The sequence below is a fragment of the Arthrobacter oryzae genome (assembly GCF_031454875.1).
Classification (GTDB): Bacteria; Actinomycetota; Actinomycetes; order Actinomycetales; family Micrococcaceae; genus Arthrobacter; species Arthrobacter oryzae_D.
Map to the genome: position 1 here is coordinate 338,325 of NZ_JAVDRQ010000006.1, position 25,800 is coordinate 364,124.

At 66.3% G+C, this 25,800-nt stretch carries 21 protein-coding genes; 8 read left to right on the forward strand and 13 right to left on the reverse strand.

Annotation, left to right across the window (positions count from 1 at the left end; all coding sequences use genetic code 11):
- Positions 1–278: 278 nt before the first annotated feature.
- Positions 279–1,742, reverse strand: a complete 1,464-nt coding sequence (locus J2805_RS13415; RefSeq protein ID WP_309976941.1) for an amino acid permease — start codon at positions 1,740–1,742, stop codon at positions 279–281.
- A gap of 152 nt (positions 1,743–1,894) precedes the next feature.
- Here J2805_RS13415 and J2805_RS13420 point away from each other — a divergent pair, with 152 nt between their 5' ends.
- From J2805_RS13420 to J2805_RS13430, 3 genes are all read left to right on the forward strand, one after another.
- Positions 1,895–2,830, forward strand: coding sequence for a LysR family transcriptional regulator (locus tag J2805_RS13420; protein WP_309976943.1), 936 nt, complete (start codon positions 1,895–1,897; stop codon positions 2,828–2,830).
- Positions 2,831–2,921: 91 nt separating this feature from the next.
- Positions 2,922–3,350, forward strand: a complete 429-nt coding sequence (gene panD / locus J2805_RS13425; RefSeq protein WP_309976945.1) for an aspartate 1-decarboxylase — start codon at positions 2,922–2,924, stop codon at positions 3,348–3,350.
- Positions 3,351–3,598: 248 nt separating this feature from the next.
- Complete coding sequence (locus tag J2805_RS13430; RefSeq protein WP_309976948.1) at positions 3,599–4,522, forward strand: AEC family transporter; 924 nt, start codon at positions 3,599–3,601, stop codon at positions 4,520–4,522.
- Here J2805_RS13430 and J2805_RS13435 read toward each other — a convergent pair.
- From J2805_RS13435 to J2805_RS13455, 5 genes are all read right to left on the reverse strand, one after another.
- Positions 4,519–7,146, reverse strand: coding sequence for a trehalase-like domain-containing protein (locus J2805_RS13435; protein ID WP_309976949.1), 2,628 nt, complete (start codon positions 7,144–7,146; stop codon positions 4,519–4,521). The two genes, J2805_RS13430 and J2805_RS13435, sit on opposite strands and share 4 nt — an antisense overlap.
- A 163-nt stretch (positions 7,147–7,309) precedes the next feature.
- Entirely contained in the window at positions 7,310–8,410 is a 1,101-nt protein-coding gene (locus J2805_RS13440) for a PP2C family protein-serine/threonine phosphatase (RefSeq protein WP_309976950.1), read from the reverse strand.
- Between the two features lie 86 nt (positions 8,411–8,496).
- Positions 8,497–9,486 carry an LLM class flavin-dependent oxidoreductase gene (locus tag J2805_RS13445; protein ID WP_309976952.1) on the reverse strand — a complete coding sequence of 330 codons (990 nt, stop codon included), beginning with the start codon at positions 9,484–9,486 and terminating at the stop codon, positions 8,497–8,499.
- Positions 9,487–9,661: 175 nt separating this feature from the next.
- Positions 9,662–11,998, reverse strand: a complete 2,337-nt coding sequence (locus J2805_RS13450) for a coiled-coil domain-containing protein (RefSeq protein WP_309976954.1) — start codon at positions 11,996–11,998, stop codon at positions 9,662–9,664.
- Positions 11,999–12,234: 236 nt separating this feature from the next.
- Complete coding sequence (locus tag J2805_RS13455; RefSeq protein WP_309976957.1) at positions 12,235–13,029, reverse strand: glycoside hydrolase family 25 domain-containing protein; 795 nt, start codon at positions 13,027–13,029, stop codon at positions 12,235–12,237.
- Positions 13,030–13,234: 205 nt separating this feature from the next.
- Between J2805_RS13455 and J2805_RS13460 the strand changes: the two genes are divergently transcribed.
- The 3 genes from J2805_RS13460 (at position 13,235) to J2805_RS13470 (ending at position 15,191) form a co-directional block, all read left to right on the forward strand.
- The gene (locus J2805_RS13460; protein WP_309976959.1) at positions 13,235–14,215 is read left to right on the forward strand and encodes an ABC transporter substrate-binding protein; all 981 of its coding nucleotides are present in this window, start codon (positions 13,235–13,237) and stop codon (positions 14,213–14,215) included.
- A gap of 67 nt (positions 14,216–14,282) precedes the next feature.
- Entirely contained in the window at positions 14,283–14,771 is a 489-nt protein-coding gene (locus J2805_RS13465) for a helix-turn-helix transcriptional regulator (protein WP_309976961.1), read from the forward strand.
- A gap of 9 nt (positions 14,772–14,780) precedes the next feature.
- Positions 14,781–15,191: a VOC family protein gene (locus tag J2805_RS13470; RefSeq protein ID WP_309976963.1), complete on the forward strand. Its 411-nt coding sequence runs from the start codon at positions 14,781–14,783 to the stop codon at positions 15,189–15,191.
- 261 nt (positions 15,192–15,452) lie between these two features.
- Here the strand turns inward: J2805_RS13470 and J2805_RS13475 are convergent, their stop codons facing one another.
- From J2805_RS13475 to J2805_RS13505, 7 genes are read right to left on the reverse strand one after another with little or no spacing between them, the layout of a single operon-like run.
- On the reverse strand, positions 15,453–16,856 hold the full coding sequence (locus J2805_RS13475) for an NtaA/DmoA family FMN-dependent monooxygenase (RefSeq protein WP_309976965.1): 1,404 nt from the start codon (positions 16,854–16,856) through the stop codon (positions 15,453–15,455).
- A 9-nt stretch (positions 16,857–16,865) separates the two neighbouring features.
- The gene (locus tag J2805_RS13480) at positions 16,866–17,960 is read right to left on the reverse strand and encodes an LLM class flavin-dependent oxidoreductase (protein ID WP_309976967.1); all 1,095 of its coding nucleotides are present in this window, start codon (positions 17,958–17,960) and stop codon (positions 16,866–16,868) included.
- Entirely contained in the window at positions 17,960–18,793 is an 834-nt protein-coding gene (locus J2805_RS13485) for a DUF1684 domain-containing protein (RefSeq protein WP_309976969.1), read from the reverse strand. The genes J2805_RS13480 and J2805_RS13485 overlap by 1 nt, the downstream gene beginning before the upstream one ends.
- Positions 18,771–19,937, reverse strand: coding sequence for an LLM class flavin-dependent oxidoreductase (locus J2805_RS13490; RefSeq protein ID WP_309976971.1), 1,167 nt, complete (start codon positions 19,935–19,937; stop codon positions 18,771–18,773). Before J2805_RS13490 ends, J2805_RS13485 begins: the two co-directional genes overlap by 23 nt.
- Positions 19,934–20,971, reverse strand: a complete 1,038-nt coding sequence (locus tag J2805_RS13495) for a transporter substrate-binding domain-containing protein (protein WP_309976973.1) — start codon at positions 20,969–20,971, stop codon at positions 19,934–19,936. Before J2805_RS13495 ends, J2805_RS13490 begins: the two co-directional genes overlap by 4 nt.
- An 11-nt stretch (positions 20,972–20,982) precedes the next feature.
- Positions 20,983–21,864, reverse strand: coding sequence for an amino acid ABC transporter ATP-binding protein (locus tag J2805_RS13500; protein WP_309976975.1), 882 nt, complete (start codon positions 21,862–21,864; stop codon positions 20,983–20,985).
- The gene (locus J2805_RS13505) at positions 21,861–22,919 is read right to left on the reverse strand and encodes an amino acid ABC transporter permease (protein WP_309976977.1); all 1,059 of its coding nucleotides are present in this window, start codon (positions 22,917–22,919) and stop codon (positions 21,861–21,863) included. Before J2805_RS13505 ends, J2805_RS13500 begins: the two co-directional genes overlap by 4 nt.
- Before the next feature lie 279 nt (positions 22,920–23,198).
- Between J2805_RS13505 and J2805_RS13510 the strand changes: the two genes are divergently transcribed.
- Both J2805_RS13510 and J2805_RS13515 read left to right on the forward strand, forming a co-directional pair.
- Positions 23,199–25,280 (forward strand): FAD/NAD(P)-binding protein, encoded by a 2,082-nt coding sequence (locus J2805_RS13510; protein WP_309976979.1) that lies wholly within the window; start codon positions 23,199–23,201, stop codon positions 25,278–25,280.
- The gene (locus J2805_RS13515; protein ID WP_309976981.1) at positions 25,268–25,798 is read left to right on the forward strand and encodes a GNAT family N-acetyltransferase; all 531 of its coding nucleotides are present in this window, start codon (positions 25,268–25,270) and stop codon (positions 25,796–25,798) included. The genes J2805_RS13510 and J2805_RS13515 overlap by 13 nt, the downstream gene beginning before the upstream one ends.
- The last annotated feature ends 2 nt before the right edge of the window (positions 25,799–25,800 follow it).

Sequence of the window (25,800 nt, forward strand, 5' to 3'; positions counted from 1 at the left end):
ACGTTTTCTGAGCAATACAGATTAGAAAAACCAATGCTTCAAGCTGCTGCAAGATCCGGCGCCCGGAGCCCTGATCCATTCCGGAACGCTCCCTCGCTTTTGGCCCTTTTCCGGCGGATGCTCTCTCAGTTTCCGTCGCCTTCGGGCGGACCCTCTCGCTTCGCGCGGCACACGAACGAACCCCCTCCCACCGGAGTGAGAGAGGGTTCGTTGGGATGGCACCGGACCTGCGAGAGCGTCCGGTTTTTTGTTGCAGGAAGTGAGAGAGGGTTGGGAGGCTACCCGACCGGGCGGTGCATCTCCACTACCTCTGCATGGCGGGGACTGTCCGGGTTCATCAGCGAGTGCCTTCGGCCATAGCCGAAGTAAATGACCAGGCCGATGACAAGCCAGACTCCGAAGCGCGCCCAGGTCTCCCAGTGCAGCTGGAACATCAGGAAGGCCGAGGCCAGGACACCGAAAGCGGGGATAAAAGGCATCAGCGGGAGGCGGAAGGTGCGGGGCGCATCGGGCTTCTTATAGCGGAAAACGATCACTGAGAAGCAGACGACGACGAACGCGGCCAGGATGCCAATGTTCGTCAGGTCGGCGACAGCCTTGATCGGGAACACACCAGCCAGCAAGGCGGAAGCAATACCCGCGATCCAGGTCACGCGCTGAGGGGTGCCGTGCTTGTCCGTCCCGGCAAACCAACCGGGCAGGAGACCATCGCGGCTCATGGAGAACCAAACGCGGGTGACACCGAGGAGGAAGGTAAGCATCACCGTGAGGATGGAAAGCACAGCGAACACGGAAATGATGGTGGCAATAATAGGCAGGCCAACGCCGGTGAAGGCGGACGCGAAGCCGGCCTTCGGGTCGATGTCCTGGTAGTTCTGCATGCCGGTGAGCACCAGGGTGGCCGCCACGTAAAGCAGCATCGCAATAATCAGGGAAAGGATGATGGCCTTGGGCATGTGCTTCTTGCCGTCGGTCGCCTCCTCAGCCGCCGTACTCATGGCGTCATAGCCAAACACCGCGAAGAACACGGTGGCCGCACCGGCGAAGACCGGGCCGATCCCGCTCGGCATGAAGGGGTTGTAGTTGTCGGCGTTGATGTAGAAGATGCCCAGTCCGATGATGAAAAGGATCAGGACCACCTTGATGGCCACGGCGACGAGCTCGAAGCGTCCGAAAGTCTTGGTGCCGCGGGACAGGATCCAGGTCACGATGAGGCAGACCACGATAGCCGGAATGTTGACGATGCCGCCGGTGCCTTCGTCCGGTGTCGAGGTCATCCAAACGGGCATGTGTATACCGATACCGGAGAGGAAAGCGTCGAAGTAACCGGAAATACCGATGGCTACAACAGCCACGATGGCAATGTATTCCAAAAGGAGGTCCCAGCCGATGAACCAGCCGATTACCTCACCGAGGGCCACATAGCCGTAGGTATACGCGGACCCCGCGCGTGGGATCATTCCGGCAAACTCCGCGTAGGACAGCGCAGCGGCAGCAGAAGCCAGGCCGGCAATAAGGAAGGAGAACAGAACTGCCGGGCCGACGCCCGGTTCAGTGTCGCTGCCGTGGGCGACGAGGCCGGCCAGCGAAAAGATGCCGACGCCGATGATGCCGCCGACGCCGATGGCCGTCAGTTGCCAGAGGCCCAGGGATTTAAATAGTCCGCTGTGTTGATTTTCCACTTCAATGTCGTCAATCGGCTTTCGCCGCATGATCGACTGGGTCATGTCTTTTGTGCTCATCAGGAACTCCTGCTTGGGGTGCGGCCCCATCGCGGTGCCCTGGCGCGGGTCTGTGACGGGGGTAACTCACCCGATCAGTATGCAAGGCCAATTGCATTAGATAAAGTGAATTCTCCTAATCAATATTGATTAGAGTTAGCGAAGGAACGGCCATGCTCGACGTCCGGCGGTTGAGGCTGCTCCGTGAACTCAAGATCCGGGGAACGCTGGCTGAGGTGGCGGACGCCCTCCAGTACAGCCCTTCGTCCGTCTCCCAGCAGCTGGCGCTTCTGGAAAAGGAAGCCGGGGTCCAGCTGCTGCGCAAGACGGGGCGCCGGGTCCAGCTGACGCCACAGGCCGAAGTCCTGGTGGCGCACACGGCCCACCTGCTCGAGACGCTGGAGCAGGCCGAGGCGGACTTGGCCGCCTCGCTGACCACCGTTTCCGGCACGGTCCGGATCGCCGTGTTCCAGTCCGCAGCCCTGGCCCTGATGCCGGGCACGCTCACACGCATGGCATCCAGCTACCCCGAGGTGCGGATCGAAATGGTCCAGCGGGAGCCGGAAACAGCACTGCATGAAACGTGGGCCCGGGACTTTGACCTGGTGATCGCGGAGCAGTATCCCGGCCACGCCGCGCCCCGGTACGCGGAGCTGGACCGCATCAGGCTGACCAGCGATGCCATCCGGCTGGCCATTCCCGGACGGGACATGGGCCTGGCGCCCATCAGCTCGCTTGAGGACACCGCAGACCTCGCGTGGGTGATGGAGCCCAGGGGTGCGGCGTCCCGGCACTGGGCCGAGCAGGCATGCCGGAGCGCGGGCTTTGAGCCCGACGTCCGGTATGAAACGGCCGACCTGCAGGCGCAGATCCGGTTGATCGAGTCCGGCAACGCCGTGGGCCTGATGCCCGACCTGGTCTGGACCGGCAGGGAAACGTCGGCCGAGCTGCTGCTCCTGCCGGGCAATCCGCACCGGACCGTCTTCACCTCCGTGCGGCGGTCCAGCGTCAAGCGGCCCGCCATCCTTGCCGCCCGGGAAGTCCTGGCCATGACCGCCGACTCGATTGCGCCGGCGGGGCCTGTCCCCCCTGAGGCCAAACCCGCCTGATCCCGGGCATTATCGGAGGCGGCCCACGCATCGGCGGGGAGTTCCCTACGTCACAGCGCGGAATTGCACCGGGCGTTAGACTGATCACGTTATGAATCGCACAATGTTTAAGTCCAAAATTCACCGGGCCACTGTCACGCATGCCGATCTGCACTACGTGGGGTCGGTCACCGTTGACCTGGACCTGCTCGAGGCCGCGGACATTCTCCCGGGAGAGCTCGTGGCGATCGTCGACGTCACCAACGGTGCCCGCCTGGAGACATACACCATTGCCGGCGAGCGCGGTTCCGGTGTTATCGGCATCAACGGCGCGGCGGCGCACCTGATGCACGAACATGACATCGTTATCCTGATCACCTACGCGGAAATGACCACGGAAGAGGCCCAGGCCTACACTCCGAAGGTTGTCCATGTGGATAAGGACAACAAGATTGTCCAGATCGGCAACGATCCCGCCGAAGGCCACACCCGCGGGCTCATGCGGCCGCCGTTCGCTTTGAACAACTCCGCCCTGAACTAGTCCGCCGGCCGGCGCAGCACCCGCCGGCACCCGCCGGCACCGACCGAGCCGCCCAGCACCACAGCGACCGATCCGGCAACACCTCCGGCTTGAGCCCCGCCCGTCCGGATACCGAGATCATGCCCACACTCAGGCTTCAGCCCGATTAAATCTGATTAGGCTGGGATGGTGAACGCTAACCCCCGCCCGCCTGCCCTGTCAGGCACAGGTTCAGGGACCCTGACAGAGGCACATCCAGGGACATTCGGGTGCTAGGCGTTCTCGCGGGCTTCTTCGTGGTATGGTCCATCATCCTGGTCGGCATGTTCGTGGGCCGCCGGAACGTGCTTGGCGAGAACGCCCGTTCCGTTCTCAGCGCACTGACCTTTTTCGTGGCGAGCCCGGCACTTCTGTTCGAGACCCTCAGCAAGGCCAAGCTCCACGATATCTTCGCAGCTCCCCTGTTGGTCACCGCCGTCGGTGCGATGGTCACTGCTGCACTCTTCTTTGTAATCGTCCGGTTCCTGCTGAAACGCACGGTACCCGAATCCCTGATGTCCTCCATGAGCGCGTCACTGGCGAACTCCGCCAACCTGGGCATCCCCATTGCCGTGTACGTCCTCGGCGACGCCAGTTATGTGGCGCCGCTGCTGATCTTCCAGCTGGCGTTCTTTACGCCGCTCTTCCTGATGGCGCTGGACGCCACCACCAGCGCGCACCGGACCACGCCTGCCCGTTTCGCACTCATGATCCTCAAGAACCCGATGATCGTAGGTTCCGCGCTCGGACTGGTGGTGGCCGGAACGGGATGGCAACTGCCGGAACTGGTCTTGCAGCCCATCCACCTGATCGGCGGAGCGGCCATCCCGGCCATGCTGATCGCGTTTGGCATGAGCCTTAACGGCGCCAGGCCCCTGAAGGCAGCCGCCGGCCGCCGCGTGGACACCCTTCTGGCCAGCGCGTTCAAACTCGTGATCCACCCGGCCATTGCCTTCGTTTTCGCACGGATGCTCGGCATGGAAGGGCAGGCCCTGTTCGCCGTGGTGGTGACGTCCGCGCTGCCCACCGCCCAGAATGTTTTCGTCGCGGCGAGCCGTTACCAGACCGGCCTGACCGTGGCCAAGGACACCGTGCTGATCACCACCGTTGTGGCTGTACCGGCGATGATCGGCGTGGCCCTGCTCCTCACCTAGTTCTTCTGGTGCTGGTCAAGGAGCCGGGCGCAGCGGATGAAGCCGAGGTGGGAGTACGCCTGCGGGTGGTTGCCCAGATGGGTTTCGGTACCGGGGTCGTACTCCTCGGGCAGCAGGCCGGTGGGGCCGAACAGGTTCACCAGCTGGTCGAACAGGTCCCACGCCTCCTCGATCCGGCCCACCGCCACATAGGCCTCAATCAGCCAGGTAGTACAGATGTGGAAGCCGCCCTCCAGGCCCGGCAGACCGTCGTCGTACCTGTACCGGAAAACAGTGGATCCCACGCGAAGCTCCCGCTCCACGGCGGTAACGGTGTCCAAGAACCGCTGGTCGTTCACATCCAGCAGGCCGGACAGTCCGATGTGCAGCACCGCCGCGTCCAGGTCGGGGCTGTCATAGGCCACCGTGTAGGACGCCGCGCCGTCGTCCCAGCCCTCGCGGAGGACTTCCTCGCGGATGGTCGCAGCGGTGGGCGCCCAGGCCGGTTCCGGTGCCCTGCCGTGCCGGGCCGCGGTGCGCAGCGCCCGGTCCAGCGTTACCCAGCACATGACCTTGGTGTACACGTGGTGCCGCGGCGCCCGGCGCGCTTCCCAGATTCCATGATCGGCTTCATGCCAGCGGGCCAACACCGCGGAAGCCATCTGGACCATCAGCTCCCAGTGCGAATCCTCCAGTGTGCCCTCGCGTTCGCTCACCGCGGAGATAAGTTCGGCGATAGGCCCGAACACGTCCAGCTGAACCTGGTGGTCCGCGGCGTTGCCGATCCGGACAGGTCGGGATCCCGCATAGCCGGGCAGGCTTTCGATGATGGCTTCCGTGGACAGCGGCGCTCCCGTGACCGAGTACAGCGGGTGCAGCCACTCCGGGCCGGGTGCATTGTCCAGGATCCGCCCCAGCCACCTGAGGAACCCGTACGCTTCCGCGGTGGAGCCCAGGTCCACCAGCGCATTGACCGTCATGGAGCCGTCCCGCAGCCAGCAGTAGCGGTAGTCCCAGTTCCGGGTGCCGCCGATTCCTTCCGGCAGCGATGTAGTGGGCGCCGCGAGCACGGCACCGGTGGGCTCGTGCACCAGCGAACGGAGCACCAGCGCCGAGCGGCGCACCAGCGACGGCTTCACGCCCGGCAGCGCCAGCTCCTGGACCCACCGCCGGGAGTGATGGGCGACGGCGGCACGGCGCTCTGTCTCGCCGCTCACGTCGGCGTGGCTCGGATCGGTATCACCGCAGCGCAGGTTGAGCACCACGGGCCCGTTCCGCAGGTTCACGTCGCCGGTGGCCGTGGCATGGCGGCCGTCCGAGGTAATGGAGAAGCTCACGCCGGGAGCCAGCAGGATGATGGGATCGGAGGTGCCCACCACATGCAGTTCCTCGCCCCGGGCCTCCATGCTGAACGGGGCGTTGGCGTAATCGGGCCGGGGCGCGAAGACTATCCTCGCCGCGCCGCTACCGGAGAGCACCCGGACCAGGCTGGTGATCCCGTCGGGGGCAGGTTCGAGGTAGTCGGTCACCGTGACGTCAGCCCAGCGGGTCTCCACGATCATGGTGCTGTCCACGTAGCGCTGGCCCAGCACCTGGGAGGCCTTGACCGGTTCCACCGAGAAGTGGCCGGCGGCGTCGCCGCCCAGGATATGGGCGAACAGGGACCCCGAGTCCGGCAGCGGATGGCTCATCCAGCACACCTTGGCTTCCGGGGTGATCAGGGCTGTGGACGATCCGTTGCCGATCATGGAGTGGCGCTCCAGGCCGACGGCATCCTCCCCGAAAAGCCACGCCCGCCGCAGTTCAAACAGGATGGCCAGGACCCGGGCGAAGGACTCGGGATCCCGCAGCCGGTGGGCCGCGGCCGATGGGCCTTCCCCCACCTTGATGCCCATGTCCGGGCCGCGGAGCGTGGCCATGGCCAGCTCGTCGCTGGAGGCATCACCGGCGTAGAGGGCGGCACTTACGCCCAGGCGGGCGCGGAGATGTTCGAGGGCATCGGCCTTGGACGGTTCCACCACCGAGAGGTCCAGCACGGAGCCGTCAACAATGTAGAACAGGCCGTGGGCGCGGGCAACTTCCTCAGCCTTCTCCAGCACCTTCGCGATGATCGCGGGCGATGCAGGACGCGTGTGCACGGATACCGCCACCGGCTTCCGTTCGATGCTGATCCCCTTGTAGGCGCCGATGGCTTCGACAAGGGCCTGGCTTGCCTGCTGGAGGACGGATTCGGTGGCCAGGGAGAGGCCGTGGGCGAAGCCCATGTCGAATTCCGCGCCGTGGGATCCCACCAGGTGCACCTCGGCCGGGAGCCGGGACACGGCCGCCAGGTCCCGCAGCGACCTGCCGGAGATGACGGCGGCGTGGGTGTTGGGCAGGGCGGCCAGGGCACGGAGGGCGATCGCGGCGCTGCCCAGCGGCAGGGTTTCAGTGGAGATGCCCTCCGCATCACAGAGGGTGCCGCCGTAGTTACAGGCCACCAGCAGCCCGGGGGTCCGGGCCAGGATTTTGAGTTCGGCAAGCAGGTGCGGCGTGAGGCCGTCGTCGGCGGCGTCCGATTGCACAAAGGCGCGGAGCAGGCCCAGCGGCAGGGACCGGGTCAGGAGGGCGGAATCGGCCACGGTCTGGTTTAGCGGAGTAGGCACAGGCGACGTCCTTCGGATAATCCCCAATAATGCGTGAGAAAGTCCGGCGAGGGACATACCCCCAGTTTCCTGTGCCGTCGTTACACCAGAATATCCCTGTCATTGCGGGAATGTAACGTGTGTGCGCACCGTCTGTTTGAGCCGGGTGGCAGCGGGCAGGCTGCTACCGCGCCCGCTTCAGGACCACGACAGTGGCGTCGTCGGAAACGTCCCGGCCGGAGGCCAGCTCAAGGACAGCGTCGCAGGCAGCCTGGGCGCTGGCGCTGGCGGAAACCGTTCCCGCCACCACCGCCGTCAGGACCTCGATGTCGGGGTAGACGTCCAGCAGGCCGTCGCTGACCACAGCCAGCGAATCGCCGGGGTCCAGCGAAACCTGGTGCGCATCCCACTCCTGGCCTGGCCAGGCTCCGACCGGAGGCCCGCCGGTGAGCAGCCGCGAGGAACTGCCGTCCGCCTTGATGTGCAGCGCCAGTCCGTGGCCGGCATCCACATAGTTCAGGACTCCGGTGGAGGCGGCGAGCCGGGCGTGGAACAGCGTGACGAAGGACGCGGACTGTTCCAGATCGGCTTCGAGGATCCGCCCGGCTGATTTGAAGGCCTCACCAAGCGGCGATCTGTGGGCGACGGAGCGCATGACGGCGCGGACGGTGGCCGCGATCAGGGCGGCCCCCATGCCCTTGCCCATGGCGTCCGCCAGTGTCAGCTGCAGGCCGCCGTCGTTCGGGTACCAGTCGAAGAAGTCGCCGCCGACGTTGCGGGAAGGCCGGAACGATCCTGCGATGTCGAACCCGTCGAGGGACAGTCCTTCTGCAGGCAACAGGCTGCGCTGGACCTCGACGGCCCGGCGCAGCTCGTCCTGCACTGCCGCCTCATGGACGGCGCTGGCGCGGGGCCGGCGGAACAGGGCAGTGATCCGGGACGCCAGTTCGCGGGGGCTGAAGGGCTTGGTCAGGTAGTCGTCCGCCCCGGTGTCGAGGCCCGCGAGGCGATCCAGTTCCTCGCCGCGGGCGGTGATCATCAGGATGTAGGCGTCGGAGAAGCGGCGCAGTTCGCGGCAGACCTCCACGCCGTCGATGTCGGGCAGGTTCAGGTCCAGCGTGACCAGTTCCGCACCGTCGCGCAGCATCAGCTCAATGCCGGCCCGCCCCGATGAGGCTGAGGAGACCTGGAATCCTTGCTTGGTCAGGATATGGACCAGCAGGCCGCGGATGTCTTCATCGTCCTCAATGACCAGGGCACGGCGTACGTCCGGCTCATCAGTCATGCACTTATTAGACTCCGTGCGGGCAGTTATTGTCACATCGGTATCATCCGGGCCGTTCTGCCACACCAGCAGCCGGCATGCCCCGCCTAGACCTTGGCCATCCCGGCAGCCGCGGCCAGCAGCTCGACGGACCGCAGGCGTGCTTCGGTTCCGTTGCTCTGATGGGCCACGATCAGCTCGTCCGCGTCAGCATGGGCCGTGAACTCGTCGAGGTATTCCATCACCACGTCCGGAGTGCCGATCGCCGAATACTTCATCATTTGGGCCACGTGCTGGCCTTGCGGCGAATCGAGGATCATGTCCGCCTCATCGTCGGTAAACACCTTGCCGTTGCCGAAGAACAGGGAAACGCGGGCGCGCTTGGTGGCCCGGAACATCTCCTGCGCTTCGGCGGCGGAATCAGCCGCAATCACATTCACGCCGGCGATCACGTGCGGTGCATCGAGCTGGGCCGAGGGCTTGAATTCGCGGCGATAGACGGCCACGGCGTCCTGCAGGGCGTTGGGTGCGAAGTGCGAGGCGAAGGCGTATGGCAGCCCGAGCTGCGCTGCCAGGCGGGCCCCAAAAAGCGAGGACCCCAGAATGTACAGCGGCACGTTGGTGCCCTTGCCGGGTGTCGCTTCCACACCCTGGATGCGGGTAGGGCCGGTCAGGTAGCCCTGCAGTTCCAGGACATCCTGCGGGAAGCTGTCGGCCGACGTCGGGTCGCGGCGCAGTGCGCGCATGGTGTTCTGGTCACTGCCCGGTGCGCGGCCCAGGCCAAGGTCGATCCGGCCCGGATGCAGCGTCTCCAGCGTACCGAACTGCTCTGCGATGGTCAGCGGGGAGTGGTTGGGTAACATCACGCCGCCGGCACCCAGCCTGATGCTGCTGGTGTTGGCGGCGATGTGGGCGATCAGCACGCTCGTGGCCGAGGACGCGATGGAGGACATGTTGTGGTGCTCCGCGTACCAGACCCGGCGGTAGCCCAGTTCTTCTGCCCGCTGCGCCATGGCCACGCTGCCGGCGAAGCTCTCGGCCGCTGTTTGGCCCTTCGCGATGGTGGCCAGGTCAAGGATGGAAAGCGGAACAGTCACGGAGGAGCCGGCCTTTCATAGCGGAGCGGGTCGCGGTCCGTTCCGGTAGCGGAACAGGCACACTGGCGACAACGACGCCTGGGGCCCGGATATTTCTGGATTTGGCCGTGGCGCCGGACACGCCGAAGCGGGGCGGCCATCTCCGGCAACCCCGCTCCTTTTTAGCTCGCTTGTGCTACTTTATCGCCGTTGGGACCACGCAACCGCCTACCAATATTTGTCCGTCGATGGCAGCGATCTGGCCCTGCACGCTGCCGAGCTGGTCCTGTAGGGACTTGACAACTGCTTTTTTCGCAGCGACATCGGCCTGTTTCACACCTTTCTTCGCCTGTAGGGAGTTGAGCTCATTCGAGGCGGACGTGACCTGCTGGTCCAGTGCCGTCAGCTGTGCCTGGAGCGTCTTGAGCTGAGCCTCGGTGGCGCTGATGTCGCCGTTGAGCTTATTCAGCTGGTCCAGCAGCGGAGCCACCTGGGTCTGCAGGCGCAGAACGTCAGCTTCCTTTTCTGCGATCTGTGCGTTGAGTACGGCCAGCTGGGCAACCAGAGTGTCCAGCTCCCCGTTCAGCGACGCAATCTCACCCTGTTTGATGGAAACCGATGCGTTGGCGCTGTCCACGGCGGACTGCAAGGCCGGCAGCTCGTTTTGCAGCCCCATGACCTCTGCCGTTTTGGCCTCGACTGCAGCATTTGCGGCAGCAAGGGCTTCATTCGCTGCCGCCAGCTTGGCCTCCAGATCACCCAGCACGGTCTTCTGTTCCGCTATCGCGGCCTGAGCTTCAGCCACACCGTCGGCCAGCCCCGGAAGTGCAGTCTCAAGGTCCGCCACCACCGCCTTCTGGGTAGCTACGTCCGCTGCGGCCGCGGCTGCGGCACCTTGGAGCGCGGGCAGCTGCCCCTGAAGAAGGGTCAGCTCGCCCTGCTTGGCGGCGACGGCCGTATTGGCGTCGCTTACCGCAGCCTGGAGCGCCGGAACCTGTGCCTTCAGGGCAGCGATATCGCCCTCCTTCGCGGCCACCGCAGTGTTCGCTGCGGTCACGGCATCCTGCAGCGGCGCCGCCTGCTGCTGCAGGGCGCTGCTTTCCTGCTGCTTGGCCAGGAGCTGGGCGTTGAGCGTGCTGACCGAATTCTGCAAGGTAGTCAGGTCACCTTGGTACCCGGAAATCTGGGCATTCTTCGTGGTGATCTGGCCGTTCACAGCGGTCAGCTCGGCCTGGTATTCAGCTATCTGGGCCTCGCGCGCAAACTTCAGTCCATCCTTGTTGCCGTTGATCGCACTGAGCGTGGCGATCTCATTAACTAGGAACGTCTGGCGTGCTTGCAATCCCGCAAGGTCCGCGTTGGCCTGCGTGAGCTGCGCCTGTTTGGCCGTAATCAAGATGTTCTTTGCCGCAATCTGCCCCTGCAACGACACGATTTCCGCATTGAGTGCAGCGATGTTGTTCGTTTTGGCGGCGAGCGCCGAGGCAGCTGCGGCCGCATTCGCCTTCAGCGTGGTCAGCTCATCCTGCGCCGTGACGATCTCAGCGTTCTTGGCGGCCAGGGAATCCGCGGCCTGGCTGGCGGCTGTTTGCAGGGCCGCGAGTTCGCCCTGCGCCGTGACGATCTCAGCGTTCTTGGCGACTACAGCATCCGCCGCTGATTGGGCTATGGACTGCCGGGTAGCGAGGGTGGCTTTTGCCTCAGCGACTTTCGCCTGCTGGGCCTCCAATTGCGCCTGGGCGGTCTCCCCAGCACCTTCAAGCCGCGTCAGGTCGGTCTCCGCATCAGCAACTACCTGGGCGGCTGTGGCTGCAGCCGCCGCCGCCTGTTCCGCGGCACCCGTCAGGCCAGTTAGTTCGCCCTGTGCCGTCACGATTTCAGTGTTCTTGCCGGCGAGAGCGTCAGCGGCCGCGTTTGCAGCGGCCTGGAGTGCCGGCAGTTCGCCCTCTGCCGCGCTGATCTCGCTCCTTTTCGCGGCTTCCTGGGCTTCGAGGCCTGCCCTCTGTTTGTCCAGCAGGGCGGCAGCGGCCTGGGCAACGCCGAGCTCTTCCTGCAGCGGCGTGAGTTGCGCTTCGGTGGTGGCTTTCTCCGCTTCGAGTCCGGCCAGCACCTTCTCGGCATCGGCAACCGACTGGAGAACATTGGCCTGGGCGACCTTAAGCCCGGCCAGTTCGGTGGCTGCCGAGTCCATGTCCGAGGTCAGCTGCTGCTGCTCCGCGCTGAGCGCGGCAATCGCATTCTCCGCCGAGGCGATCTCCGCCATCAGGCCGTCTGCCTTGGTCTGCAGCGCTGCACGCTCGGCCTGCAGGGATGCGATCAACACCGCGTTCTTGCGGGCCGCGGCCTTGAGCAGGTTCTCCTGCACGGTGCCGCGGTGGGCAAGCTGGTTCACCACTCCGTTGCAGATGCTGGCCGTGTCGTTGGCCGCATGGGCGGCCGGGACCAGCACCAGCATACTGGTGAGCACACCGGGCAGGACGACGGCGGCGGCCAGCCGACGGGCGAAGACGGACGTGGTGGATGCCTGTTGCATGAAGACCCCCGGGGTGAGAAATGGGATTTGCGGTCATCGTTGGCCGCAAAGGGTAGTCCCGATGCTAGGGGGCCAGGCGCGGCAGAACACCAGTAGATTCCACTCGACTTTGGCTACTTCTGTACCTGTTTTGTATAAGGAGTACCTGCTTTGTCACCGAGGTGCTCGAGACCCACCGGTGCACTTCTGTCACACTGTTCACGCCAGAAACAGCGCTAAGCCGCGAGAGCTAAGCGTTATTTGCAGGCGAAGTTGTAGTCGAGGCCGCTGGAGACGTACTGCGTCAGCGCCACGCGGCTGCCCGGCGTGAGCCCCGGCAGCGCGCAGTTCGACTTTGCGCCGTTCAACGTGCGGGCACCGGCGAGCCAGCTGGGAAGCCCGGCAAGGCTGCTGCCGGAAGGCACGGTGCCGGCGATCTGGCCCCACTGGTAGCCCGTGGAGTAGATCCCAACGTCGGCGCCGATGCTTTCGAAGTAGTCGGTCATGCCTTCCAGGTCAGCCCGGTTGGCTTCCTTGTCCGGCTGCCAGCTGTTTTCCGTCTCCACGTCCAGCCACCAGAAGTAGTCCTCGGGGTTGTCCACGCCACGCAGCACGGCGTCGTCGTACGCTTTCGCGTAGCCGTACATGTAGGCGCAGGCCTTGTCATTCTTGCCCTCGCACTTCCCGTACGGGTTGTCCACTACGGTTCCCGAGTAGAAATTGGACGACGGCCACCAGGAACCGGCCAGCCCGGGATTGGCGGTGTTCACGTAGAGGGCCACCCGCGGCTGGGAGGTGGCCTGAGGATACTTGATGGTCAGTTCGGCCCAGTCCAGCTGCGCCTGAAGGCAGGGATTCGTGGTGTTCGCGAGGCCGTTGTTGACGCCGACAATTGCGAAGGCGAGTCCGGAGGGGAGCGTCTTGCCGCACTGCGGCCACGAAACGTCAATGCCCACGGGATCGGAAGGCCGCGGCGGCCCCGCCGTCGCCGGCGCTCCCCCGAGCACAACCAGGGCAAACGTAGTCGCAACGGACAGAACCATCTTCAGCATTGACGCGGCCATACCAAAGTTTACCCCCGGCACCTTTCGTCAGCCGGGCATTTGCCGCGCGCCGATCCGGTTCCGTGACGCCAGCGGACGTCCGATTAACCCCGATTACCTCCTGTATCGCCCGGTTGCCACGTGCTTTGACCGGGTTTTCGCCCTGCCGGATAGTTGCAAGCACAAGCAGATCCGATACTTCCAAGGGGAAACCATGGCCCGTTTTTCACTCAAGCCCGGCGTCACTGCGGCGCTGGCCGCCACCACTTTGCTGGGCCTGGCGGCGTGCTCCGACCCCGGCGCTCCGGCTGCGGCGGGCTCCGCTCCGGCGTCGTCCGCCACCGGTGTCAAGCAGTTCAACCTCTCGCCGGAGCAGGACCGCGTTGCGGCAGACGTGGACCCGGCAGCAGCGGCGCTGGTGCCGGAATCCATCAGGAAGGACGGCAAGCTGACGGTGGCCGTCAGCCCTTTCGCTGCCCCGCTGGCCGTCTACGCCACGGACAACAAGACCCCGGTGGGCAACGAAGTGGATATCGCCGTCGCCCTGGCCCAGACGCTGGGCCTCGAAGCGGACATCGTTCCCACCGCCTGGGCCGACTGGCCCCTCGGGGTGGAGTCCGGGAAGTACGAGGCCGTGCTGTCCAATGTCACGGTGACCGAGGAACGGAAGCTCAAGTTCGATTTCGCCAGCTACCGGGACGACAAGCTGGGGTTCTACGCCAAGGCCGACAGCTCCCTCACCAAGGTGGAATCAGCCCCGGATGTTGCGGGCAAGCGTGTGATTGTGGGGTCCGGAACCAACCAGGAATCCATCCTCCTGCGCTGGGATGAGGAGAACAAGAAGAACGGCCTGGCCCCGGTTGAGTTCCAGTATTACGACGACGACTCCGCCTCCTCGCTCGCCCTGCAGTCCGGACGCGCCGACCTGACGTTCGGGCCGAACGCCACGGCGGCGTTCAAGGCGGCCTCCGATGCGAAGACCAAGCTGGTGGGCCTGGTGGACGGCGGCTGGCCCTTGAAGGCGAGCATCGCCGCCACCACCAAGAAGGGCAACGGCTTCGCGGCCGCAGCCCAGGCAGGGCTCAACCACCTGATCGAAGACGGCAGTTACGCCAGGATCCTGGACCGCTGGGGCCTCACTGCGGAGGCCGTTCGGAAGTCGGAACTGAACCCCGCGGGCCTGCCCAAGACGTAGGCAGCAGTCGGCGGAGCCGTTGTGCATCACCGTGGCAAACGCCGGGACTGCGGCGTACGCTCATGACATGACCCCGCAAGAGCTCGCCAACCTGGCGCACCTGCGCCGGGCGCGGGACCTGATCGACAGGGACTTCGCCCACGCCTTGGACGTGCCCACCATGGCCCGTAAGGCACTGATGTCACCGGCGCATTTTTCGCGGCAGTTCCGGGCCGCCTATGGCGAGACGCCCTACAGCTACCTGATGACGCGCAGGATCGAGCGGGCCATGGCACTGCTCCGCGGCGGCATGGGCGTGACCGATGCCTGCATGGCCGTGGGCTGTACGTCGCTGGGGTCTTTCAGTTCACGCTTCACCGAAATCGTGGGAGAAACCCCCAGCGCGTACAGGGGCCGCGAGCACAGCGCGGTGGAGGCCATGCCCGCCTGCGTGGCGAAGATCCGGACGCGGCCCACGCGGCACAGCGCCGGGGCCGGCTCCGGGACTGAAGCGGGGACCGCTGACGCTCCCCAAGCGAGCAGGATTCAAGAAGCGGTACTCACGCCCGCCGAATAGCGTTGTTGCATGAACATTTCACTCCAGTACTGCAACATCACAGTCAACGACACCGACAAGGCCCTCACCTTCTACCGCGACGCCCTCGGCCTCGAGGTGCGCAACGACGTTGCCTCCGGCGGGTTTCACTGGGTGACGCTCGGCAGCGCCGCCCAGCCGGACCTTGAGATCGTGCTCTCCGAGCCGCATGCGGGCCGCTCCCAGGAGGACGGGGACATGATGCAGGAACTGCTCACCAAGGGCGTCCTGCCAATGCTCGTTTTCCGCACCGACGATCTGGACGCAACGTTCGAGAAAGTCCGTGCGTCCGGCGCCGAAGTAATGCAGGAACCCATCGACCAGCCCTGGGGTCCGCGCGACTGCGCCTTCCGCGATCCGTCCGGCAACATGGTCCGGATCTCCCAGGCGCCCAAGGCGTAACAACCTAAAGGAGTTCCCCGCCGGATGGTCCGGCGGGGAATTCTCCTGCATCGGACACGGTCCGGTGGGCGAGCCCAAGCGTGACCCGATGGGCCAGCCCAAGCGTGACCCGATGGGCCAGCCCAAGCAAGGCCTGGTGGGCGAGCGTGGTTCCTCTAGAGATACTGTTGCCAGACAGTCAGCTGCAGTTTCACAGTGTCCACCGCTGACGCCTCGTCAACATCTCCCACTTCTGTGCCGGACACCTCCTCACCCACCGGCTTAAACCCTCGCTTCCGACTTTGCGGAGGAGGGGGCGGCATCCGCATCCGCCACATCAGCGGACTCCGCTACGGGGCGCTCCGGGGTGGCAAGCCCCAGGTTTTCGCGCAGCGTGCTGCCGGCATACTCCGTGGGGTAGCAGCCGCGTTCCTGCAGTGCCGGCACCAGGTGGTTGACGATGTCATCCAGGCCGGTAGGGATCAGCCACGGCGAGATGTTGAAGCCGTCCACGGCGCCGGTGCGGGCGTACTCCACCAGCCGGTCCGCCACCTCCGCATAGGACCCGTTGAAAGTGGCGTCCACGCGGCTGGTCTTGGCAGAGACGAACTGGCGAATGGACAGTCCCTTCTCCTTGGCTTCGGCCCGCCACTGGTCCGCCAGCTGCCGCGCCTTGGCGCCGTGGAAGCCGCTCCCCCGGGTCTCGGAGGTTTCCTCCACTACCGGATCGATCTCCGGAAGCGGACCATCCGGATCGTATTCGCCAAGTTCCCGGCCCCAGAACTGTTCGAGGTAGGCGATGGCCTGCTGGGGTCCGATCTGGAGGCTGCGGACCCACGCCTTCTTCTCCAGGGCCTCTTGGGACGTGGCAGCCAGGATGAACTCGCTGGCCGGCATGATCTTTACGTCATTGGCGTTGCGGCCTGCCTTCAGTGTCCGTTCCACGATGTCGCTTCGGAACGTCAGGGCATCATCGAACTTGGGGTGCGCCGAGAAGATGACGTCAGCCTGCCGGGCGGCGAAGTCGCGTCCCTCCGGCGAGTCGCCGGCCTGGAACAGCACGGGCCGGTACTGGGCGCTGCGGGGCAGGCGCGGTGTGACGTCCACGGTGTAGTGCTGCCCTTCGGTAACCACCCGCCGACACTGCCGGGAGACGGGATCATGCGCATCCCAGATCCGCTTGGCCGTCTCCACAAAGGCCTCGGCATGCGTGTAGCGGTCGGCGTGGTCCAGGTAGCCGCCGCGGCGGAAGTTTGCGCCGGTCCAGGCGTTGTCCGTGGTCACGATGTTCCAGGCCGCGCGGCCGCCGGAGAGCAGGTCCAGCGAGGCCAGCCTGTGCGCAAGGTCCGCGGGATCGTTGTAAGTGGTGTTCTGGGTCGCGACGAGTCCGATGTTGGACGTCACCGAGGCCAGTGCGGCGAGCATGGTCTGGGCGTCCGGGCGGCCGGCAACGTCCAGCTCATGCGGGCGGCCCAGGTGCTCGCGGAGCCGCAGCCCTTCGCCCAGGAAGAAGGCGGCGAAGAGGCCGCGCTCCGCCGTCTGGGCGATGCGACGGAACGATTCGAAGTCCGTCTGGGAACCGGAATCGGCGGCCTTCCAGACGGTTCCTGAATTGACGCCCTGAAAGAAGATACCGAACTGGAGCTGGCCGCTCGGCTGGTATTTAGCACGGGTGTGCTGAGTCATGGTTATCCCTCAATTTCCGACGGCGGTTGTGGCGTAGCGGCTGGCCGGCCGTTCCAGGCCCAGCAGGTCCCTCAAGGTGCCGTCCCGGGGCGCCGGGGCCAGGACTCCGCGGCGGCGGAGTTCCGGCAGAACCAGGCGGGAGAGTTCTTCGAGGTCAACGTCAAATCCGGCGGGATGAAGGCGGACGCCGTCGGCAATTTCCAGCAGGTCCGTGAGCAGGTCAGCCAGCGCAGCGGGTGACCCGGCGAAGCGGGCCGGACCGGTGCCGGATAGAGCTGCATTGTCAGTTTCCACTCCCGCCAGCCGCTGGGCGGCGCTCTGGCCGCGGGCGTCCAGCACGACGTCGAGCTCCACCACGACGGCGGGGGCCCGGCCGCCCAGCCGCTCCCTGACCTCGCGGACCTCGTCCGCGAGCAGCTCGGGCGTGGGCGCCGAGACCAGGACGGCGTCCACGGCGGTCGGCTCAACCAGGTCCTCCCCGGCCAGGCCCGCCGGCACGAACACCGGCAACTGGCCCTGCAGGGGGCGCGGAATGATGGACGGGCCTTTGACCGAGTAGCCGGGGCCGTCGAAGTCCGCATAGTGCAGCTTCCCGGCGTCGAGGTAGCGGCCGCTGGCGACGTCTCGGATTACGGCATCGTCCTCCCAGGAATCCCATAGCCTGCGGCTCACCTCGATGGAGGCGGCGGCCTCCCGAGCGAGTTCTTCCCCTGTGACGTAGCGGCGTCCGACGGCGGCTGCCGCGGCAGGGTCGTCTTCCGCGGTGGCAATCCAGCCGGCCCGGCCGCCGCTGACGTAGTCCAGGCTGGCCAGCTGGGTGGAGACATGGAACGGTTCGGTGTAGGCCGTGTCCACCTCCGGGATCAGGGCGATCGACCGGGTCAGGGGGCCTGCAAAGGCGGCGCGCTGCAGGGCGTTGAGGCGCCCTGCCTCCGGGGAGTCGCGGAAGGTCACCGCGTGGAAACCGGCTGACTCGGCGGCCAGCGCGGCAGCGGCGAGCGCCGGGCCGCCGGCTGCGCCGCTTGCGGCTGTGCCGGCTGTGGCGCCGTCAAGTTCCAGTGCCAGGAAGCCCCAGCCTGCGGGAGCTTTGGGTACGTTGCTCATCATGCGTCCTGACGTTCGGTGGGGGTCTTCTCTCCGGCTTCGACCGGCACGGGCAGGCGGTTCTCGGCGGGCGGCAGCGGGCACGTCGCCAGGTCGGTGTAAGCGCACGGCAGGTTCACTGCCCGGTTGAAGTCCAGGATGACGCTGCCGTCCGGCCCCGGCGCCGCAATGGTCAGCGAGCGGTTGGCCGCGTACGTTGTCTTGCCGGACGTCTGGTCGGTGAACAGCACCGACAGGCTTCCCGGAGCGTGGCCGTTGAACGCGGTCAGGGCCAGCTCGCGGCCTCCCAGCCGGAACCTGACTTCGCCCGGGGCCTCGTACACGTGCTGGATGCCTTCGACGGCGGCGCCCACCGTCGTGGCGCGCGGCTCGGCGAACGGCACGAACGTGCCTTCGACGGCGAACGCCGGGTCGGGAGCGTAAGCTGGCGTGCCGCGGTATTCCCGGAGCAGCGGGTTGCGGGGGTGGCGCGGCCGGACGATGTATTCACCGCCGCGTTTGGCGAGTTCAACGACGGTGTCCCCCGCCGCGAGGTTGACGCCCCCGCGTTCCGCGAAGGGCCCGAAAACGACAGTGGCGCCGCCGCCGTCGTGGTTCAGTTCCCTGCCGTCCTGCTGCAGGCTTTCGCCCGGCCCCAGAACCAGGCGGACGGCGTCGTCCTCCACGCGCCAGGTGCCGGGAGCGCCGTCCAGCCGTGCGGGTTCGGCGCCCAGCCAGTGCAGGTGCGTAACGGCCAGGAAGCCGTGCGGGTCCGCGCGGCGGCGTTCGTGGTCGTCGTGCCACTCGGCCCAGGCCGCGGCGAACGAAGTTTCAGTGTGCGTAGAGGTGGGCAAGGTCGCTCCTGTAGTTGTCGTGGTCGGCGCTGACGCTGGCGGCGGCGTCGGGTTCGGTGGCTCCGGCAGACTCCGGACGGCCGCCGAATGGATCCCCGGCTTCCCACAGCGTGGTGGGCGCCGCCGCGCGGACCACGGGGATGACCTCGAGGGCGAACCGTTCGAGGATCTCGAGCTGCTGTTGGAACGGCAGGGTGGTGGGCAGCGAGATGGACTGGAGGTCGTGGCCGTACAGCTCGTGGTAACGGAGGATCTTGTCGATCACCTGCTCCGGGCTGCCCACCAGCGCGGGTCCCTCCGCTACAGCATGGTCGATGTCCCGGAATGGTGAGTTGTTGCCCGGCACGTTCCTGCCCGCCGTCAGCGCCTCGTACACCGGACCGAACTGGCGTTTCGCCTCCTGCGTGGTGCCGGCAATGAACAAACCGCCCGCGCCGCTGCCCGACCCGAGGTACTGATGCCGCGGATCGTGCCCGTGCCGTTCATACTCCTCGCGATAATGTTCGATCAGCACCTGGTAGTTTTCCCGCGGCTGGATGGCGTTGGCCGTGAACAGCGGGTCGCCCCACTCGGCCGCGAGCGCGGCAGAGGTCAGGGTGGTGGCTGAGCCGTGCCAGACGCGGGGTGCGCCGGCGTACGGCCGCGGGGTGGTGGTGGCTGGCTCGGTCAGCGGGCTGCGGAACCGGCCGGACCATATGACGTTCTCCTCCCGCCACAATCGCCGCAGCAGCCCGTACTTTTCGGCCAGAAGCTCCCACTGGTCACCGAGGTCCAAGCCGAACAGCGGGTACTGCAGCACTTCGTTGCCTTTGCCGATCACCAGTTCCAAGCGTCCCCGGCTCAACTGGTCGATGGTGGCGTAGTCCTCGGCCACCCGCACGGGGTCCAGGACGGCCAGGACCGTTACGCCGCTCTGCAGGCGTATTTTGCTGGTAACGGCCGCGATGGCTGCCAGAACGGTGGTGGGCGAGGAGGAGATGAACTCGCCGGCATGCCGCTCGCCAACGGAGAAGCTGTCGTACCCCAACTCTTCCGCTCGCTGCGCGGTCTCCACGACCTGGTTAAGCCGGTCCGCCGTGGAGACGATCGCCCCTGTGACCGGGTTCTTCAGATGCGGGACAATGTCGAGGACCTGGAATTTCACTGTGTTTTCCCTGCCTGTGCTGTGCCGAAGTTTGCTTCAGTCACCGTCTTGGATTCCGGCAGGGCTTCCTCGGACAGGCCCCAGCGTTCCAGCACCTTGCCGTAGGAGCCGTCCTCGATGGCGGAGTTCAGCGCCTCGGAAATGACCGGTGCCAGCCCGTTGCCCTTGAGCGACGTGGCGGCCACGAGCGTCTCGGACGGCCAGCCGGCGTTGACCTTGCCCACGATCTTCAGGTCATCGCGCGTGTTCTCCCGGTACACGGTAGAGGGGTAGGGTGCGATGTTCAGGTCGGTGCGTCCCGAGGACAGCGCCAGGATGGTGTCAGCGTCCGACGAGTAGTACTGGAGCACTGCCGGTGCCTTGCCCTTGCCCTCCAGTTCCTTGTTCCACGCCAGCAGGATCTTTTCCTGGTTTGTCCCGGAACCCACGGAGATCTTCAGGCCGGAGATGTCGTCGGCACCCTTGATGTCGTAGGAGGAGCTCTTCTTGGCCTCGAAACCCATGTACGCGGCCCGGTAACTGGCGAAGTCGAACAGCTTCACACGCGCGGCGTTGATGCCCACATTGGAGAACACAGCCTCGAAGTCGCCGGACTGGGTTTTCAGCGGCCAGTTCTCCCAGGAGGTGACCTGTACGTCCAGCTCCAGGCCCAGCTTGTCCGCCACGAGCTGCGCAATGTCCAGTTCGGAGCCGATGGGCGTCTTGTCGTCAGTGGCGTGGAAGGACAGCGGGATGGATCCTGCCGTCGTGGCAACGGTGAGCTTGCCGTCCTTGCCGATCAGCTCGGGGACCTTGGCGGCGAGCGCCGCGTCCTCCTCGGCCCGGATCCGCTGCTGGTCCGGCGAGGTGTTATAGACAACGCCGTTGCGTGCCGCCGTCGTGGATGGCTGCTGTCCGGAGGCCGCGGCCCCGGGATCGGCGCAGCCGCTCAGTGCCAGGGTGCCGGACAGAGTCCCGAGAAGGACGACGGCGGGAAGGGCCGCCAGCGTGCGCGGGCGGCCGCTGCTGTTGCGCCGGAAGGTGGAGAGTGCCATGGGGAGGTCCTTTAGATGTTGAAAGCGGGTTCGATCACCTTGGAGAAGAAACTCCGGGTGCGTTCTTCCTGCGGGTTGGTGAAGATGTCCAGGGGTGCGCCCTGTTCCACGATCTGTCCCTGGTCCATGAAGACGACGGTGTCCGCCACGTCGCGGGCGAAGCCCATCTCGTGGGTGACGATGATCAGTGTTGTTCCGGACTTTGCCAGCTCCCGGATGACGTCCAGGACCTCGTTGACGAGTTCCGGGTCCAAGGCGGACGTAGGTTCGTCGAAGAGGAGGATCTTGGGGTCCAGGGCCAGTGCCCGGGCGATGGCCACGCGCTGCTGCTGCCCTCCGGAAAGCTGGCGGGGGTAGGCGCCCGCGCGGTCTTTGAGGCCCACCCGGTCCAGGAGTTCCAGCCCGCGCACCCGGGCTTCGGCCTTTGACAGGCGCGGTTTGCCGGCACGCGGCGCCACTACGGGGGCCTCGATGACGTTCTCCAGGGCCGTGAGGTGCGGGAAAAGGTTGAAGTTCTGGAACACCATGCCGATTTCGGTCCGCTGCTTGAGGATGTCCTTCTCGCGCAGTTCGTGGAGCCGCTTCCCGCGGACCTCGTAGCCCACCAGTTCGCCGTCGATGGCGATGAACCCGCCGTCCACCTTCTCCAGGTGGTTGATGGTACGCAGCAGGGTGGACTTGCCTGACCCGGAGGGCCCCACGATGACGGCCACGCCGGCCGGCTCCACGGTCAGGGTGATGCCTTTGAGGACTTCCGCGGGGCCGAAGGACTTGCGGACCTTGGTGATTTCCACGAGTCCGCGGGTGGCGGGCCTTGCGGCGGCAGTGGCGGGGCGGGCGTTTTGGTCCTGGGTGTTTTCGGACCGGGCGGCGTCAGTGGTTGCGGTGCTCATCGGGTACCCCTTGCTCGGTTGTCGGTAACGGCAGCGTGGGTGGCGAAGAACCTGCGGGCCTTTTGGAGCGGCGTCAGCGGGAGGGTCCGCACCGCGCCCTTCGAATAGTGCCGCTCGATGTAGTACTGGAAGACGCTCAGCACCGAGGTGATCACCACGTACCAGAGCGTGGCCACCAGCAACAGGGGCAGCACCTGCTGGGTGCGGTTGTAGATGACCTGGACCGTGTAGAACAGCTCCGAGTAGGCCAGGACGTAAACGATGGAGGTGCCCTTGACCAGGCCGATGATCTCGTTGAAGGCCGTGGGAAGGATTGCCCGCATCGCCTGGGGCAGGACGATCCGGGTGGACCGGCGCCACGCGGGGATGCCCAGGGCTGCGGCTGCTTCCAGCTGGCCCTGGTCCACCGACAGGATGCCGCCGCGAATGATTTCGGCGGAGTATGCCGCCTGGTTCAGGGTCAGGCCCAGCACTGCTGCCGCAAACTGGCTGATCAGTGTGGTGGTCTGGACCTCGAAGAAGCGGACGTCCGTGAAGGGAATCCCCAGGCTGATCTTCTCGTAGAGGTAGCCCAGGTTGTACCAGAGCAGCATCTGCACCAGCAGCGGGGTGGAGCGGAAGATCCATGAGAAGGTCCAGGACACCGAAACCAGCAGCGGGGAGGCGGAGAGCCGCATCAGGGCGAGGATGAAGCCCAGGATGAACCCGAGCGCGCCGGAGATGGCGGTGAGCTTGAGGGTCTCCAGGAGCCCGTTGACCACCGACTGCGCGGTGAACCACTGGGCCACGACTCCCCATTCCCAACGCGGGTTCGTGGCCAGGGACCACACCACCGCTGCCAGGCCCAGGGCGACGACGGCGGTGCCCACCCAGCGCCAGGGATGCCGGGCGGGAACCATCCGGTAGTCGGCGTAGTCGGTGGCGGCCTGCCGGGTTTCGGGCACTTCGGGGCCTCCCGGTTCCGCAGACGGTCCGGTATTGGGGACGCTTACGTCAGCTCCGGCGGACGCCGGCCCCGCTGCGGACTGCGCCGCCCGGGTTGCTGTTGGACTCATGCGCCACCTCGCTTCTTCCAGTTGTTTGATTTGTTCGGATTGCTGCAAATCTAAGGACGCCGGAAACCTGCAGCAAGGCGGCATGTTGCACGGGTTCACAGGGGTTCTCACGGCGTCATGAGTCGATTTCTTGCGCCGGTTGACGCACCGTTACGCGGCGTGAACGGCCGTGACCGGGCCCTCGACCACGGCCGGATCCGCTGCCTAGCATGAGGGCCCCGGGCACCCTGAAACGTCGCCCGGCCCCACCGTCCCGCCGCCCCGAACAGGAGTCCAGCCGTGCCAGTGACCATCCCTTCAGTGGCCTTCGTGGGCGGCGGTCCCCGGACAGCGGGCATCCTGGAACGCCTGGCGGCAAACCGGCCGGAGCTGTTCGCCGGGACGCTGGCGATTCACATCATCGAACCGCACACCCCCGGCTCGGGCAGGATCTGGCGCTACGACCAGCACCCGGGCCTCCTGCTCAACTCCGCCGCGGCGGACATCACCATGTTCACGGATGCCTCCGTTGCCTGCGAGGGACCGGCTGCGGATGGTCCCGGGCTCGCCGAGTGGGCTGCCGGAGTGGCGGACGGCACCATCGCGGACGTGCCCCCGCTACCCCCGGAGCTGCAACGGCAGCTGCGTGCCCTGACCCGAGCCACGTTCCCGACGCGCCAGCTGCAGAGCGTCTACCTGGAATGGTTCTTCCGGCGGGCGGTTTCCGGCCTGGGTCCGGAGGTCCGCGTCACGATGCACCGGGACACCGCCGTCCGGATCGATTACGACGACGGTGTTAGCGCCCGCGGTGCGGGCGGGTACAGCGTCCGGCTGGCCGGCGGCGGCACTGTTGATGCCGACGTCGTGGTTTCTGCTCTGGGCCACACCGATTCGTTGCCGGACGTGGCGTCCGCCGAGCGGGCCGGCTTCGCCGCCCGGCACGGCGGGTTTTATGCGGCACCCAGTTACACCACCGACGTCGACTATTCACCCATCGCTCCCGGCCAGGACGTGATCGTCGCCGGCATGGGATTGGCTTTCGTGGACCTAGTGGTCCTGCTGACGGAGGGGCGGGGCGGACGTTTCCAGGAAACGCCCGACGGCGGCCTGACGTATGTGCCGTCCGGGGCGGAACCCCGGCTCTGGGCGGGTTCGCGGCGCGGGGTTCCCTACCATTCCAAGATCTCTTCCACCCTTCGCGGCGACGCGGCCTCCGGCCCCCGGTTCTTTACGGCCGCCGTCGTGGACGGGTTGCTGGCGCAGCACGGGGAACTGGATTTCCACACCCACCTCTGGCCCCTGATCGCCAAGGACGCCGGCTACGGCTACTACCGGGAGCTCTTCACCGGCTACCCGGAGCGCGTGAGCATCAGCTGGGAGGAATTTGCGGACCGCTTCGCCGCACTGGACTGGTACAGTCCGGAGCGCGAGCGGCTGGTGCTCGAGTCGGTGCCTGACGCCGCTTTCCACTTGGACCTCGAGCAGCTGGACCAGCCCCTTGCGGCGCTGGGCAATGCGGGGCCGGGCACTGCCGGACCGGACGACGTAGAGCGCGCTGTGGCCGGCTATATCGAGCACGACCTCCGGCTGCGGACCAGCCCGGACCACTCGCAGACACTGGCCCTGTTCACTGCCCTGCTCAAGGTCTACATGGAACTGGGGCGGCTGGTACCGGCCGAACGCCTGAACGCGCGGTCGCAGCAGGCGGTCCATGGCTGGTGGCACGGCTTCTTCAGCTTCGTTGATTCCGGGCCTCCGCCGCAGCGGTTGCGCGAGCTGCTGGCACTCCACCACGCAGGCCTCCTCCAGTTCATGGGGCCCGGTCTGGAGATTACCGCCGACGAGTTGTCCGGAGAGTTCGTGGCCAGCTCAGCCGGCGGCGCCGTGCGGGTGCCGGCCACGGCCCTGATCGAGGCCCGACTGCCGGCGCCGGCCGTGGCAGCCTCCGGGAATCCGCTCCTGCGTTATCTGCACAGCTCCGGGCTGGGCAGTGAGCAGACGCTTCTCACTGCCGACGGCCTCCATGCAACAGGGCGGCTGCTGGTGTCCGGGGCCAACGAGCTCGTAAGCCCGCTGGGCGAACCCCGCCGCACGCTGTTCGCCGTCGGACCCAACACCTCCGGCTGGGGCGCCGGCGCCTTTGCCCGCCCCGGAACCAACGCCGCTCCGTTCCGGGAGAACGATGCCCTGGCACGGCGGATCCTTGCCTTGCTTGCATTGAATCTGCGCGGCGGCTCTGAACGCGGCGACGAAGAACGGGGTGACGCTGAACGCAGTGACAATGTACGCAGTGAAGTTGGCCGCGGCCTCAAGCCGCACGGTGACGTTGACGAGGCGGTTGTCCCGGCCGCCTCGGGAAAGGCTCAATCATGGAACAACTGACCGCCCCGCCGGCCCGTGTGGAGGACTCGGCGCTGACTGTGCTCAACCTGCCTATGCACGATGTGCGGGTCCGGCCGCTGCTGGACGAGCTCGCCCGGGAGTACGATGCCCGGTACGGGAACCTGTTTGGGCGGGGAGCGGCCGCCGAGGAGCTCAACCGCTACCCTGCCGCTGAATTTGCCGCACCGGGAGGTGCATTGCTCATCGTCCAGGAAAACGGCGAATCCGTGGCTGGCGGGGCGTTCCGCCGGCACGGGCCAAGCACGGCGGAATTCAAGCGGATCTGGACACATTCGGCACACCGCCGGCGCGGGCTGGCCCGGTTTGTACTGGCCGAGCTTGAGGCTCTGGCAGCCCGTCGCGGCTACAGCCGGGTGTATCTGACCACCGGTCCGCGCCAGCCCGAAGCGAAACACCTCTACCTGAACTCAGGGTACGAGCCGCAGTTCGACGTGGCCGCGGATCCCGAGACCATCAAATTCCTGGCTTTCACGAAAGATCTGGAGCCGCGCGGCTAAGC